The following is a 13,582-nucleotide window of genomic DNA, read 5'->3' as shown; positions in this document are numbered from 1 at the left end:
CCGCTCGCCGGCGCCCCGGGCGGGGCTCACTCCCAGAAGATCCGGTCCACCACGCCGCGGGCGAGCCGCGTGTAGCGCAGCTGGTCGTTGACCATCGCGTCGGAGGACTCCGGTGGGTAGCCGAGGATGGCGGCGATCGCCGCGCGCTCGCGGATGTCGCGCGGCAGCTCGTCGCCGGGCTTGCCCCGCACCAGCGTGACGGCGTTGCGGACACGGCTGACGCGGCGCCAACTCTGCTGGAGCACCGCCGCGTCGTCCTCGCCGATCAGGTCGGCCTCACGGGCGGCGGCGAGGGCCTCGAGGGTGCGCGACGTGCGCAGCCCGGGCACCGCGCCGGCGTACCGCATCTGCAGCAGCTGGATGGTCCACTCGATGTCGGCGAGGCCGCCGCGGCCCAGCTTGAGGTGGGTGTGCGGGTCGGCGCCGCGCGGCAGCCGCTCGGAGTCGACACGGGCCTTGATCCGGCGCACCTCCGCCACGTCGTCGTCGGAGATGCCGTCGGGCGGGTAGCGCAGCGGCGCGATCAGCGCCTCGAACCGGATCCGCAGGTCGAGGTCGCCCACGACCGCGTCGGCGCGCAGCAGCGCCTGGGCCTCCCAGACCTTGGACCACTTGGCGTAGTAGGCCGCGTAGGAGTCGAGCGTGCGGACGAGGGCACCCTGGGCGCCTTCGGGACGGAGGTTGGCATCGATCTCCAGGGCCGGGTCCTGGCCGGGCAGGGCGAGCAGCCGCCGGAGCTCGTTGGCCACGCTCTGGGCGTACGACGCCGCGACCTGCGGGTCCGCGCCCGGCAGCGGGTCGTGCACGAACATCACGTCGGCGTCGCTGCCGTAGGACAGCTCGAAGCCGCCGTACCGCCCCATCGCGACGACCGCCATCCGCGTCGGCGCCTCCTCGAGGCCCCGCTGGGTGCGGGCGAACCGGCCCGCGACCGCCATCGTCGCCTCGAGGGTCGCGTCGGTGAGCCGGGACAGGCCGGCCCCGACGTCGGCGACGTCGGTCTGGCCGAGCAGGTCGCCGGATGCGATCCGGAGCAGCTCGCGCCGCCGGATGCCCCGGATCGCCCGGGCCGCGACGTCCGGCTCCTCGTGCCGTCGCACGAGCGCCAGCATCTCCTCGGTGAGCACCTCGGCGCTCAGCGGCTGGAGGTCGCCGGCGAGCATCCGCACGCCCTGTGGCTCGCGCTCCAGGAGGTCGGTGGCGTAGCGCGACGTGGCGAGCACCCGCGCCAGTCGCTCGGCGACCTCGCCCTCGTCGCGCAGGGTGGAGAGGTACCAGGGCGTCGAGCCCAGCGACTCGCTGATCCGACGGAAGCCGAAGAGGCCGGCGTCGGGGTCCGGGGCGTCCGCGAACCACGACAGCATCGCCGGCATCAGCGTGCGCTGGATCTGCGCCGTCCTGCTCAGCCCCGACGTCAGCGCCTCCAGGTGGCGCAGCGCGGACTTCGGATCGGCGAACCCGAGGGCGCCCAGCCGTCGCTCGGCCGCCTCCGGCGAGAGCCGGGCCTGCTCGCCCGGGATCCGCGCGACCGCCGTCAGCAGCGGACGGTAGAACAGCTTCTCGTGCAGGCGACGGACCTCACGGCGGTGGTGCTGCCACGTCTTGTCGAGCAGGCCGACCGGGTCCTTGAGGAAGTTCATGCTGCGACCGAGCCGGCGCAGCGAGGCCTCGTCGGAGGGGACGACGTGGGTACGCCGCAGGCCGTGCAGCTGGATGCGGTGCTCGAGCGTGCGCAAGAAGGCGTACGCGTCGTGCAGCGCCTCGCCGTCGTCGCGACCGACGTACCCGCCGTCGGTGAGCGCGGCCAGGGCGCTCAGGGTCGTGGGCTCGCGGATCGACTCGTCCGCGCGGCCGTGCACGAGCTGGAGCAGCTGGACGGCGAACTCCACGTCGCGCAGTCCCCCGGCCCCGAGCTTGAGCTGCCGCTCCGCCTCGCGCGCCGGGATGTGCTCCACCACCCGTCGGCGCATCGCCTGCGTGTCCTTGACGAAGCCCTCGCGCTCGGCCGCCGACCACACCATCGGGTCGACCATCTCGACGAACTCCTGGCCCAGCGCCAGGTCACCCGCGACCGGTCGCGCCTTCAGCAGCGCCTGGTACTCCCAGGTGCTCGCCCAGCGCTCGTAGTAGCCGCGGTGGCTCGCGATCGTGCGCACCAACGGCCCCGTCTTGCCCTCCGGGCGCAGGTTGGCGTCCACCGGCCAGATCGTGCCCTCGCCGGTGTGGTCGGAGCACACCCGCATCAGGTTGCTGGCGAGCTGGGTCGCGGCGCGCAGCGCAGCGTTGTCGTCGGCCCCCTCGGCCGGCGCATAGGCGTAGATCACGTCCACGTCGGAGACGTAGTTGAGCTCGTGGCCGCCGCACTTGCCCATGGCCAGCACGGCCAGGCGGGCGAGCGCCGCATCGGGCCCGACCCGCTCCCGGGCCACGGCGAGCGCGGCCTCCAGCGTGCCGGCGGCCAGGTCGGACAGCTCGGCAGCGGCGTCGTCGAGGCCCAGGTCATGGGTGAGGTCGCGCGCCGCGAGCCGCAGCAGCAGGCGCCGGTACTCCACGCGCAGCGCGTCGACCGCCGCCGCGTCCGGCTTGCCTGCGACCGCCGCGAGCAGCGACTCCCGCATCGCCCAGGCCGCCGGGCGGGTCGAGCCGAGCACCGCCGCGGTGAGCTCGTGCCAGTGCTCCGGGTGGCGGACCAGGTGGTCGGCGAGCGCCTCGCTGGCGCCGAGCACGCAGAGCAGCCGCATCGCGGTGCCCTCGTCGTCGACCAGCGCCCGCATCAGCTCCGCTGAGTCGTCGACCACCTCGAGCAGCCGCAGCAGCCCGCTGAGAGCGGCGTCGGGGTCGGCGGTCCTCCCGATGATCGCCAGCAGCGGCTCGGCGTCGGCACCGAGCCGGCGCAGCCCGTCGACGGCGGCCTCGGGATCCTGGAACCCGAGTCGCAGCAGGCTGCCCTTGCTGGTCGCCGCTCGCGTCATCGCGCCGTGCCCGACCGCGTCCTGTCCGACCGGATGCCGCCCGACCGGATGCCGCCCGACCGCATCCTGCCCGCGAAGCCGTCGGCCAGCGGCTGCCAGGCCCGGTCGAGCTCGGCGCGGGCCGCCTCGACCTCGCGCAGCAGGGCGTCGGTGTCGAAGCCGCGCGTCTCGTGGCTGCCCCGGTCCTCCTCGGCCCACGGCTCGAGCACCGCGGCGTCGACCTCCGGGTGCAGCTGCACGCCCCACATCTCCGGGGCGTAGCGCACCGCCTGGACCTCGCCGTACGGCGTCGCCGCGAGCAGCGTCGCGTCCTCGGGCAGGGCCGTGACGATGTCGTCGTTCCACTGCACGCCCCGCCGCGGGGTGGCGAGCGGCCCGAGCAGCGGGTCGCCGGCCGCGGCGTCGGTCCAGCCGAGGTCGAGCAGGCCGACCTGCTGGCCACGCGGGTTGCGCTCGACGCGCCCACCGAGCGCGGAGGCGATCAGCTGGTGACCCAGGCAGACCCCGAGCGTCGGCAGCCCGCTCTCCCGCGCCTCGCGCACCAGCTCCTTCACCGGCCCCAGCCACGTGTGCCTCGCGTCGTCGTCGGCACCCATCGGGCCGCCGAGGATCAGGAGGCCGTCGTACGACCGGAGTGCGGGCAGCTCGTCGCCGGCGTAGGGGCGGCGTACGTCGAGGGTGCAGCCCGCGCCCTCGAGCCAGCTGCCGAGCAGCGCCGGCGGGCACTCGGCGTCGTGCTCCACGACGAGGACGTGAGGGCCGACGGTCATGACGGGTCCCGCTCGGGGGCGAAGATCACGACCAGCAGGCCGACCCCGGTGATCGCCGTCAGCAGGCCGACGAGGACGCCCATCAGCGGGAGCGACATGACCAGCAGGAAGACCGCGGTCAGGATGCACAGCCGTCGCGCGGACTCCGCACGGCCGCGGACGGCGCGCAGCGCCACCGCGCCCGAGACGGCGAACGTGGTCGCGATGACGAGCAGGGTGATGGCGTACCTCTGGAAGTCGCCGATCAGCCCGGGGAGGGCCAGCAGCGCGACGACCACCGCGAAGGCGAGGGTGAGGTAGAGCAGGCGCCTGAGGACCTTCACCCGGTCGTCGGTGAGGAAGTCGCTCATCAGATCACCGGGAGCATGCGCTCCCGCTCGAAGGGCGAGACCTGGCCGCGGTAGTCGTCCCACTCGGCGCGCTTGTTGCGCAGGAAGAAGTCGAAGACCTGCTCGCCGAGGGTGTCGGCCAGCAGCTCGGAGCTCTCGGCGATGTTGATGGCGTCGTAGAGGCTGCGCGGCAGCGGCTCGATGCCCAGGCTGCGGCGCTCGCGCTCGGAGAGCGACCAGACGTCGTCCTCGGCCTCGCGCGGCAGCTCGTAGCCCTCCTCGATGCCCTTCATCCCGGCAGCCAGCACCACGGCGTACGCGAGGTAGGGGTTGCACGCGGCGTCGAGCGAGCGCAGCTCCACGCGGGTCGACTGGCCCTTGAGCGGCTTGTACATCGGCACCCGGATCATGGCCGAGCGGTTGTTGTGGCCCCAGCAGATGTACGACGGCGCCTCGGCGCCCCACAGCATCCGCTTGTAGCTGTTGACCCACTGGTTGGTGACGACGCTGATCTCGTTGGCGTGCCGCAGAATGCCGGCGATGAACTGCCGCCCGGTCCGGGAGAGCTGGTACTCGGCGCCGGCCTCGAAGAAGGCGTTGTTGTCGCCCTCGAAGAGCGAGACGTGGGTGTGCATGCCCGAGCCGGGGTGCTCGGTGTAGGGCTTCGGCATGAAGGACGCCCACAGGCCCTGGCTCAGCGCCACCTCCCGGATCACGGTGCGGAAGGTCATGATGTTGTCGGCGGTCGACAGGGCGTCGGCGTAGCGCAGGTCGATCTCCTGCTGGCCCGGGCCGCCCTCATGGTGGCTGAACTCCACCGAGATGCCCATCGCCTCGAGCATGCCGATCGCCTCGCGCCGGAAGTCGGCGCCCATCGACTGCGCGGTGTGGTCGAAGAAGCCGCTGCGGTCGGCCGGGACCGGCGCGGAGCCGTCCTCCGGCACGTCCTTGAAGAGGTAGAACTCGATCTCGGGGTGGGTGTAGAAGGTGAAGCCCTTGTCGGCCGCCTTGCTCAGCGTGCGCTTGAGCACGTGCCGAGGATCGGCGTACGACGGGGAGCCGTCGGGCATCACGATGTCGCAGAACATCCGGGCGGTCGACGGGCCCTCGCCGCTGCGCCAGGGCAGCACCTGGAAGGTGGCCGGGTCCGGCTTGGCGAGCATGTCGGACTCGTAGACCCGCGCGAAGCCCTCGATCGAGGAGCCGTCGAAGCCGATGCCCTCCGAGAAGGCCTGCTCCAGCTCGGCCGGAGCGACCGCGACCGACTTCAGGAACCCGAGGACGTCGGTGAACCAGAGCCGGACGAACCGGACGTCGCGCTCTTCGAGTGCGCGGAGTACGAAGTCTTCCTGCTTGCCCATGGCGCCACCTTAGGGGCTGGTCACCGCCGTGCCGGCACTGCGCCGCCACGCGACCAGCCCGAGGGCGCCGAGCGCGAGCGGGCCGCCGATCGTGAACACCCGCCAGACCACCAGACCGGCGACCGCGGCGGCCTCCACCTCCGGTCCGGCGAAGTCCACGATCGCGGCCAGGACGAGGGCGTCGACGATCCCGATCCCGGCGAACGGGAAGAGCGTGAACGGGTAGGCGAAGAGGTACGCGATCGCCACCTCGACGACCGGCGCCTCGGCTGCGCTGACCCCGACGAAGCGCAGCGCCAGCACCAGGAGGGTGAGGTCGACGGCCAGCATCGCGCTGAGGGCGAGCAGTGACCGGGGGAACCCGTGGCGGAAGCGGGCGGCGACGTCGAGCCGGAACTGCACGCACGCCGCCGCCCAGGCCTCCGGGTCGACAGTCCTGCGGAAGCGCGACGCGGCCCGTCCCCCCGTCGTACCCACCGTGCGCGCCAGCGCCTCGCTCCGCACCACCAGCATCAGGCCCACGAAGATCGAGACCGCCACCGCGACGCTGATGAGGTCGGCCCACCGCAGCCTGGCCTCCTCGCCGACGACCGCCAGCAGCACGAAGCCCACCGCGGGGGCGCCGAAGCGCACGATGTAGAAGGTGAGCGTGTTCATCAGCGTGCCGGCCAGCCCCTTCGGCACCGGCACGCCCCACGACGAGAACATCGCCATCCGCAGCGCGATGTCGCTCGGCGGCGGGGCGATCGTCGACATCAGGATCGCGACCTGGTCGTTCTGGGTCGCGCGGTAGGCCGAGACGCCCGGGATGTAGAGCGACAGGGGCAGCGCGTTGAGCACCTGGCGCACAACCAGGACGGCGAAGAGCACCGGCGCGTGCCACCAGGCGAGGTGCGTGAGAGCGTCACGCACCTCGCCCCAGTCGACCCGACCGACCAGGCGGACGATCACGACGGTGGCCACCATGGCCACCGTCAGGAGGACGGCCCGGACCAACCAGGTCCGCTGCTTGCTCAGAAGTCGACCGGCTCGCGGATGATCGGGCACGTCATGCAGTGACCGCCGCCGCGACCGCGGCCGAGCTCGGCGCCCACGATCGTGATCACCTCGACGCCGGCCTTGCGCAGCAGCGTGTTGGTGAGGGTGTTGCGGTCGTAGGTGAAGACCACGCCGGGCTCCAGGGCCACGGCGTTGTTGCCGCTGTCCCACTGCTGGCGCTCGGACTGGTAGACGTCGCCGCCGGTGTCGATCACCTGGATCGACGGCAGCCCCAGCTCGCGGGCGACGACGTCGACGAACCTGGCCGAGCCCTCGTCGCGCACCTCGACGCCCGGCGCCTTGTCGGACGGCGTCAGCGTGAACGTGTGCACCGCGTCCATGATCGTCGGGTAGAGCGTGACGATGTCGCGGTCGACGAAGGTGAAGACCGTGTCGAGGTGCATCGCGGCGCGCAGCTTGGGCATGCCGGCGACGATCACCCGGGTGGCCGCGCCCTGGTCGAAGAGCGCCTTGGCGACCTGGGTGATCGCCTGCCGCGACGTGCGCTCGCTCATGCCGACGAGCACGACGCCGTTGCCGACCGGCATCACGTCGCCGCCCTCGAAGGTGGCCTGCCCCCAGTCCTCGTCCGGGTCGCCCCACCAGACCTTCGAGCCGACGTAGTCGGGGTGGAACTGGTAGATCCCCTTGTAGATCAGGGTCTCTTCCTTGCGGGCGGGCCAGTAGAGCGGGTTCATCGTCAGGCCGCCGTAGAGCCAGCAGGTGGTGTCGCGCGTGTAGAGCGTGTTGGGCAGCGGCGGCATCAGGTACTCGCGGGCTCCGGTCGACTCGCGGGCGAGGTTGACGTAGTCGGAGCGGAAGTCGTCGGGCAGGTCGCTGGTCGCGAGGCCGCCGATGAGGAACTCCGCCAGCTCCTTCTCCGGCAGCGACTCGAGGTAGCTCCGGGTGTCGTCGACGAGGCCCATGCCGACCTGGTTGGGCACGATCTTGCGGTCCAGCAGCCAGTCCCGGCCGCCCGGCACCGCCAGCGTCTGGGCGAGCACGTCGTGCAGCTCCACGACCTCGACGCCGCGCTGGGTCATCTTGTTGACGAAGTCGGCGTGGTCGCGCTGCGCGTTCTCCACCCACATCACGTCGTCGAACAGCAGCTCGTCGTTGTTGCTCGGCGTCAGCCGCCGGTGCGCGAGACCCGGGCGGCAGACCAGCACCTTGCGGAGCTTGCCGACCTCGGAGTGCACGCCGTACGTCGAGGAGACGTTCTCGGTCATGGTGGTGCCTTTCTGATCGATTTCAGAGGGTGATGCGGCCGGTCCAGAGGCCGATGGCGCCGGCGATGCCGCCGGCGACCACCAGCGCGAAGACCGCGATCTCGGTCGGGGTGAAGAGACGGCGCCCGTTCTCGCTGCGTGCCTTGATGTAGAGGATGGACGCCGGCGCGAGGATCACGGTCGACAGCAGCACGAACTTCAGACCCGCGGCGTCGAAGAGGAAGATCGTGTACGCCGTGGCCGCGCCGGCGACGATCGTCTCCTTGCGGCGTACCCCTGCGGAGATCCCCTCGTAGGACTCCCCCGTCAGCCCGAGCTTGAGAGAGTACGCCGCCGCGAGCAGGTAGGGCAGCAACGACAGGCTGGTCGCGAGGTCGAGCAGGAAGTTCAGCGCGTCGTTGACGACGAGCGTGAGGGCCAGCAGCGCCTGGACGCCGATGGAGGTGACCACCAGCGCCGTGATCGGCGTCCCGGCGGCGTTCTCCTGGCCGAGGAACTTCGGGAAGTCGTCGGCCTTCGCCGGGATGTACATGACCTCGGCGGCCATCAGCGTCCACGCCAGGTAGGCACCCAACACCGAGACGACGACGGCCACGCTGATGAAGTACTCACCCCAGTCGCCGACCTGCGACTGGAAGACACCGACCATCGACGGCTGCCGGGTCGCGGCGAGCTCGGGCTGCGGGACGGCCGAGTAGCTCGACAGCGTGACCAGCGCGAAGATCGAGAGCACGCTGAGGAAGCCCAGGACGGTGGCCTTGCCGACGTCCTCGCGCTTCTTGGCGTAGCGGGAGTAGACGCTGGCGCCCTCGATGCCGATGAAGACGAAGGTCGTGATGAGCATCGTGTTGCGGACCTGCTCGTTGAGGCTGCCGAGGTCGCCGTACCCGTAGGCCGTCCAGTTGTCCGCGAAGACGTCGGCGTCGAACGCGAAGAACATCACGACGATGAAGACCAGGATCGGGATGATCTTGAAGACCGTCACGATCCGGTTGATGACGGCCGCATCCCGTACGCCGCGCGCGATCAGGTAGTGGAAGAGCCACACCCCGGCCGTGGAGACGGCGACGGCCAGCACGGTGTCGCCGTCCCCGAAGCTGTCGAAGAACGCGCCGAGGGTCGCCCCGATGAAGACCCAGTAGAAGGTGTTGCCCGCGACCGAGCTGGCCCAGAATCCGATCGCGGAGTTGAAGCCCGCGTAGTCGCCGAACCCGGCCTTGGCGTAGATGAAGACCCCGGAGTCGAGCTCCGGCTTGCGGATCGCGAGGGTCTGGAAGACGAAGGCGAGCATCAGCATGCCGGTGCCGGCGATCGCCCACGCGATCAACGAGCCGAGGATGCCGGTCGCGACGCCGAACCGGGCGGGCAGCGAGAACACTCCCGCGCCGACCATGCCGCCGACCACCATGGCGGTCAGCGTCGGCACGCTCATCTTCGCGACGATGCCGCCCTCGGACGCAACCTCGGTGTCGGTGTCGGTGCTCATGCTGTCTCCTGGAGCTCGGTGGGTTCGATCTTCTCGACCTTGAAGCCGGTCACGCCGTACAACACGCTGAGCAGCGGGCTGGCATAGCAGAAGATGGCGTACGGCACGTACAACAGCGTCGAGACGCCGAGCGTCGCACCCATGAAGGCGCCGCACGAGTTCCACGGCACCAGCGGGGAGGTCACGGTGCCGCTGTCCGCGGCGAGCCTGGACAGGTTGGTGGGCGCCAGGCCGCGGCGGGCGAACTCGGCCCGGAAGATCCGGCTCGGCAGCACCAGCGCGATGTACTGGTCGCCGGCGACCACGTTGAGCCCGAAGCCGCAGGCGAAGACGGTCACGTAGAGGCGCCCGGTCGTCGTGGCGGCGGCGATCATCGGGTCGACCAGTCGGTTGATCAGCCCGAACTCCTCGAGCATCGCCCCGAACGTCACGGCGCCGATGATCAGCCAGATGGTGAGCAGCATGCTGTCCATGCCGCCGCGCGACAGCAGCCGGTCGACGTCGGGGATGCCCGAGTCGATGGTGAACCCCGTGGCCATCGCCGACCAGACGGCCTTGAGGGACTCCACGACCACGTTGCCGCTGCCGGCGACGAAGTCGGCGTACACGTCCGGCTGCAGGAAGGCTCCCAGGACGCCGGCGAAGATCGTGGCCGCGAGCAGCGCCAACGACGCCGGGACCTTGCGGATCGACAGGACGGCCAGCAGCACGACGGGCAGCAGCGCCCACGGGGTGATGGTGAAGATCTGGTTGAGCTTGTCGAGGTCGGACGTCGTCTCGGCGTCGGTGACCGTGTCGGGTCCGGTCACACCGAGGACGAGGAAGACGACGAAGGCGGCGACGAAGGCCGGGACGGACGTCCAGATCTGGCGCTTGATGTGCTCGTAGACGTCGACCTTGACTATCTGGGCGGTCAGGATCGTCGTCTCCGACAGCGGCGAGGTCTTGTCGCCGAGGTACGCGCCGGAGATCACCGCACCGGCGGTGATCGCGGGCGAGACCCCGATCAGGGTCGCGATGCCGACCAGACCCACCCCGATGGTGGCCGCCGTCGTCCAGGAGCTGCCGATGCTCAGCGCCACGACCGCGCAGATCAGGGCGGTGGCGGCGTAGAACCAGCCCGGCGACAGCGCCTGGATGCCGTAGTAGACGAGCGTCGGGATGGTGCCGCTCAGGTTCCACACCCCGATGAGCGCGCCGACGGCGAAGAGGATGAAGATCGCGCTGGTCACCGACGCCACCGCACCCTTGCCCGCCTCCTGGACCGAGGTGAACGGGTGGCCGTTCTTCATCGCGATCAGCGCGGCGACCGCGCAGCACAGCACCAGCGCGACCTGGATCGGCCCGTCGAGCGCGTCGAGCCCGAAGAGCGCCAACGCTCCGGCGATCAGCGCTGCGAGGGTCGCCAACGGCACGAGCGCGTCGGCCAGGGTGGGCTCCTTGAACTCCCGGGCCGGCTGGGTCTGCGACACGCTTCCTCCTGGGCTCGAGTCGCAGGTCGCCCCCGAGCACGTCGATGCTTCCCCAGGAGACGCCTCCCGACCTCACCCGGTCCGGGCGAAACCGGATCCCGACCCGCCCGGCGTGGAACGATGAGCACGTGACCGCGACGCCGACCCGGCCTGGTGCCGATCGGGTGCTCGTCGGCCGCGACGAGGAGCTCGCTCGTCTCGAGGCCTTCCTGGCCGGCCCCGGCGGCGGTGTCCTCGTGCTCGAGGGACCGGCCGGCATCGGCAAGACCGCGCTGTGGCGCTCGGCCCTCGAGGGCGCCCGCGCCCGCGGCCGGCTGGTCCTCGTCGCGGTGGCCTTCGAGGGCGAGACCGGGATGCCGTACGCCGCGCTCGCGGACCTGCTGCGCGACGTACCCACCGACGTGCTCGACCTGCTGCCCGAGCTGCAGCGCTCGGCGCTGCGGTCGTCGGTGCTGCTAACCGATCACGGCCACGCCACCGACCGCGCCACCGAGCAGGAGCACGACGAGCGAGCGGTGCCCGCCGCGCTGTTGTCGGTGCTCCGGGCCCTCCCGACACCGCTGGTGCTGGCGCTCGACGACGTGCAGTGGCTCGACCCGGCCTCCGCGGAGGCTCTTGCCTTCGCCACCCGCCGCCTGGGCGACCACCTGGTCAAGGTGCTGCTGACCCGGCGCGGTGACGAGGCGTCGCCGCTCGAGTGGGGGCTGCGGGACCAGACGACCTCGGTGGCCGTCACCGCGCTGGACGACGCCCGCACCCGCGACCTGATCCGGGCCCGGGTCACCGCGCTGACCCGGGTGAGCGAGCGGGACGTGATCGGCGCCAGCGGTGGCAACCCCCTCTACGCGCTCGAGCTCGCCGCGCTGGTGGCGCGCGGCGGCGACGCCTCCCCGCTGCCGACCTCGATCGGGGCAGTGCTGCGCAACCGGCTCCAGGGCCTCGACCCGGACGCCCGCACGGCCCTGCTGGTGCTCGCCCTCAGCCCCGGGGTCCGCCCGGCCGAGGTGACCGAGATCCTCGGGTCGACGGCCGTAGCGGCAGCGGTCGACGCGGGCGTCGTGGACATGCAGGACGACTCGATCCGCCCCGGGCACCCGCTGCTCGCTGTCGCCGCGCTCGAGCTCGCCTCTCCCGCCGCCCAGATCGGCCTGCACCGCCGGCTCGCCGAGACCGTCGCCGACGAGAGCCGGCGGGTCCGGCACCTCGCGATGGCCACGGAGCGCCCGGACGAGCCGACCGCGGCCCTGGTGGCCGACGCGGCCTCGCGGATCGGGGCGTACGGCGACCGCCGTCTCGCCGTCGAGCTCGCCGAGCACGCCCTGCGGCTCACTCCTCCGGACGGTGCCCGACGTCCCGAGCGGCTGGTGGACCTTGCCGCCCACCTGGTGCTGGCCGGCGAGCTCGACCGGGCCGCCGGGCTCCTGCGGGCCTCGCTCGACGGGCTGCCCGCCGGGCCGGTGCGGGCCCGAGGGTGGCTGCTGCTGGTGGACTCCGACACCAGTGCCGGCGCCGACATCGACCGCAACATCGCCCAAGCGCTCGCCGACGCCGGTGACGACCCGACCACCCGGGCGTCCGTGCTCGCCCAGCGCGCGATCATCGCGGTCTTCCACCACATGTCCGATCTCGCGGCCGCCGACGAGTGGTGCGTCGAAGCGGCCGAGCTGGCCGGATCCTCCGAGCTGGACCCGGCGCTCGTGTCGGTGGAGCACGCCCGGGGTTGGGTGCGGATCATGCGCGGCCAGCCCTCCGCCCCGGACGACAGCACCTACGCCTCCCCCGTCTACTCCCACGACCGGATGGTGCTGCTGCGCCAGATGTGGCGCGGGGAGCTCGCCGCGGCTCGCGAGGGCTTCACCGCGCTGCTGGCCACGGCCGAGGAGCGGGCGGAGTCGGAGTCGATCTCGATCTCGACCCTCCAGCTCTGCGAGCTCGAGCTCCGGGCCGGCCGCTGGGCCGAGGTGGACGGCTGGCTGCTCGAGTGGGAGCGGTCGGGCAACCGCGGCCACATCATGGCGCTCGACGCCACCTTCGGGCGGTTGCGCGCGCTGGCCGCCGCCGGCCGGGGCGACGTACGGCTGGCCATCGAGCTGGCCGACGCGGCGGTTGCCGACGCCACCGGTCCCGCCACGATGTGGCAGGTGCTGGAGGCCAGGCGCGCCAAGGGGCTCGCGCTGCTGCTGGGTGGTGACGCCGAGGCCGCAGCCGCCGTCCTGCTGCCGATCTGGGAGCACCTGCGCGACGGCGGCGTGGTGGAGCCCGGCGCGTTCCCGCTCGGACCCGACCTGGTCGAGGCGCTCGCCGCGAGCTCGCCGTCGACGGCGGCGGACGTGCTCGCCTGGCTGGAGGCCGTCGGCGCCGACCACGCATGGGCCGCGGCGTCCGCCCTGCGGTCGCGGGGCCATCTCGCGGTCGCTGACCGCGACGACGACCTGGCGATCGACCTCTTCACGCGCGCTGCCGCGGCGTACGACGGGCTCGGCTTCCGGGCCGACGCCGCTCGCTCCCTGGTGCACGCCGGAGCGGGCCTGCGGCGCCGTCGGCGGATGCGGCAGGCACGCGACGTGCTGCAGCGGGCGGTCACGGAGTTCGACGAGATCGACAGCCCCGGATGGTCGAGGTGGGCGCAGGCCGAGCTGTCCCGGGTCGGCGGCCGACCGACGTCCGGCGGGGAGCTGACGGCCGCCGAGAAGCGGGTCGCGGTCCTGGCCGCGCTCGGCCGGCGCAACCGCGAGGTGGCCGCGGAGCTGTTCATCACCGAGTCCACCGTCGAGGCGACGCTGTCGCGGGTCTACGCCAAGCTCGGCATCCGCTCTCGGACCGAGCTCGCCGCCCGGTTGCGGCGCTGAGTCCACGCCGTGTGGGGTAACCCCCACAGTTACCCCGCCCCTGCTGGACCGGGTCGGTGACGGCCACCCAAGGTCG

At 72.1% G+C, this 13,582-nt stretch carries 9 protein-coding genes; 1 reads left to right on the top strand and 8 read right to left on the bottom strand.

The annotated features are described in order from the left end of the window. Nucleotides 1–26 precede the first annotated feature (26 nt). The 8 genes from N542_RS0117925 to nhaC are packed head-to-tail and all read right to left on the bottom strand — an operon-like array spanning nucleotide 27 to nucleotide 10,657. Nucleotides 27–2,972: a bifunctional [glutamine synthetase] adenylyltransferase/[glutamine synthetase]-adenylyl-L-tyrosine phosphorylase gene (locus N542_RS0117925; RefSeq protein ID WP_028645108.1), complete on the bottom strand. Its 2,946-nt coding sequence runs from the start codon at nucleotides 2,970–2,972 to the stop codon at nucleotides 27–29. Then, nucleotides 2,969–3,742 (bottom strand): type 1 glutamine amidotransferase, encoded by a 774-nt coding sequence (locus tag N542_RS25470; RefSeq protein ID WP_051552012.1) that lies wholly within the window; start codon nucleotides 3,740–3,742, stop codon nucleotides 2,969–2,971. Before N542_RS25470 ends, N542_RS0117925 begins: the two co-directional genes overlap by 4 nt. Further along, the gene (locus N542_RS0117915) at nucleotides 3,739–4,092 is read right to left on the bottom strand and encodes a hypothetical protein (RefSeq protein WP_028645107.1); all 354 of its coding nucleotides are present in this window, start codon (nucleotides 4,090–4,092) and stop codon (nucleotides 3,739–3,741) included. Before N542_RS0117915 ends, N542_RS25470 begins: the two co-directional genes overlap by 4 nt. After that, nucleotides 4,092–5,432, bottom strand: a complete 1,341-nt coding sequence (glnA, locus tag N542_RS0117910; RefSeq protein ID WP_028645106.1) for a type I glutamate--ammonia ligase — start codon at nucleotides 5,430–5,432, stop codon at nucleotides 4,092–4,094. The genes N542_RS0117915 and glnA overlap by 1 nt, the downstream gene beginning before the upstream one ends. Nucleotides 5,433–5,441: 9 nt before the next feature. Further along, nucleotides 5,442–6,398: a lysylphosphatidylglycerol synthase domain-containing protein gene (locus N542_RS0117905; RefSeq protein ID WP_081795352.1), complete on the bottom strand. Its 957-nt coding sequence runs from the start codon at nucleotides 6,396–6,398 to the stop codon at nucleotides 5,442–5,444. Nucleotides 6,399–6,445: 47 nt separating this feature from the next. Next, the gene (locus tag N542_RS0117900) at nucleotides 6,446–7,699 is read right to left on the bottom strand and encodes an arginine deiminase (RefSeq protein ID WP_028645104.1); all 1,254 of its coding nucleotides are present in this window, start codon (nucleotides 7,697–7,699) and stop codon (nucleotides 6,446–6,448) included. Between the two features lie 22 nt (nucleotides 7,700–7,721). Beyond that, nucleotides 7,722–9,185 (bottom strand): basic amino acid/polyamine antiporter, encoded by a 1,464-nt coding sequence (locus N542_RS0117895; protein WP_028645103.1) that lies wholly within the window; start codon nucleotides 9,183–9,185, stop codon nucleotides 7,722–7,724. Then, nucleotides 9,182–10,657: a Na+/H+ antiporter NhaC gene (gene nhaC / locus N542_RS0117890; RefSeq protein ID WP_028645102.1), complete on the bottom strand. Its 1,476-nt coding sequence runs from the start codon at nucleotides 10,655–10,657 to the stop codon at nucleotides 9,182–9,184. The genes N542_RS0117895 and nhaC overlap by 4 nt, the downstream gene beginning before the upstream one ends. Nucleotides 10,658–10,785: 128 nt before the next feature. On the opposite strand from nhaC, the gene N542_RS0117885 reads away from it, so the two are divergent. Next, a complete protein-coding gene (locus N542_RS0117885; protein ID WP_028645101.1) occupies nucleotides 10,786–13,506 on the top strand; it encodes an AAA family ATPase in 2,721 nt (906 codons plus the stop codon). The last annotated feature ends 76 nt before the right edge of the window (nucleotides 13,507–13,582 follow it).

The sequence above is a fragment of the Nocardioides sp. URHA0020 genome, from assembly GCF_000620705.1.
Lineage (GTDB): Bacteria > Actinomycetota > Actinomycetes > Propionibacteriales > Nocardioidaceae > Nocardioides.
The sequence above is the reverse complement of the archived record's forward strand: the minus strand, read 5'-3'. Positions and strand labels throughout refer to the sequence as shown.

Coding starts and splice junctions, on each gene's coding strand:
- N542_RS0117925 (WP_028645108.1), bottom strand. CDS start 2,972: ATGACGCGAGCGGCGACCAGCAAGGGCAGCCTGCTGCGACTCGGGTTC.
- N542_RS25470 (WP_051552012.1), bottom strand. CDS start 3,742: ATGACCGTCGGCCCTCACGTCCTCGTCGTGGAGCACGACGCCGAGTGC.
- N542_RS0117915 (WP_028645107.1), bottom strand. CDS start 4,092: ATGAGCGACTTCCTCACCGACGACCGGGTGAAGGTCCTCAGGCGCCTG.
- glnA (WP_028645106.1), bottom strand. CDS start 5,432: ATGGGCAAGCAGGAAGACTTCGTACTCCGCGCACTCGAAGAGCGCGAC.
- N542_RS0117905 (WP_081795352.1), bottom strand. CDS start 6,398: ATGGTGGCCACCGTCGTGATCGTCCGCCTGGTCGGTCGGGTCGACTGG.
- N542_RS0117900 (WP_028645104.1), bottom strand. CDS start 7,699: ATGACCGAGAACGTCTCCTCGACGTACGGCGTGCACTCCGAGGTCGGC.
- N542_RS0117895 (WP_028645103.1), bottom strand. CDS start 9,185: ATGAGCACCGACACCGACACCGAGGTTGCGTCCGAGGGCGGCATCGTC.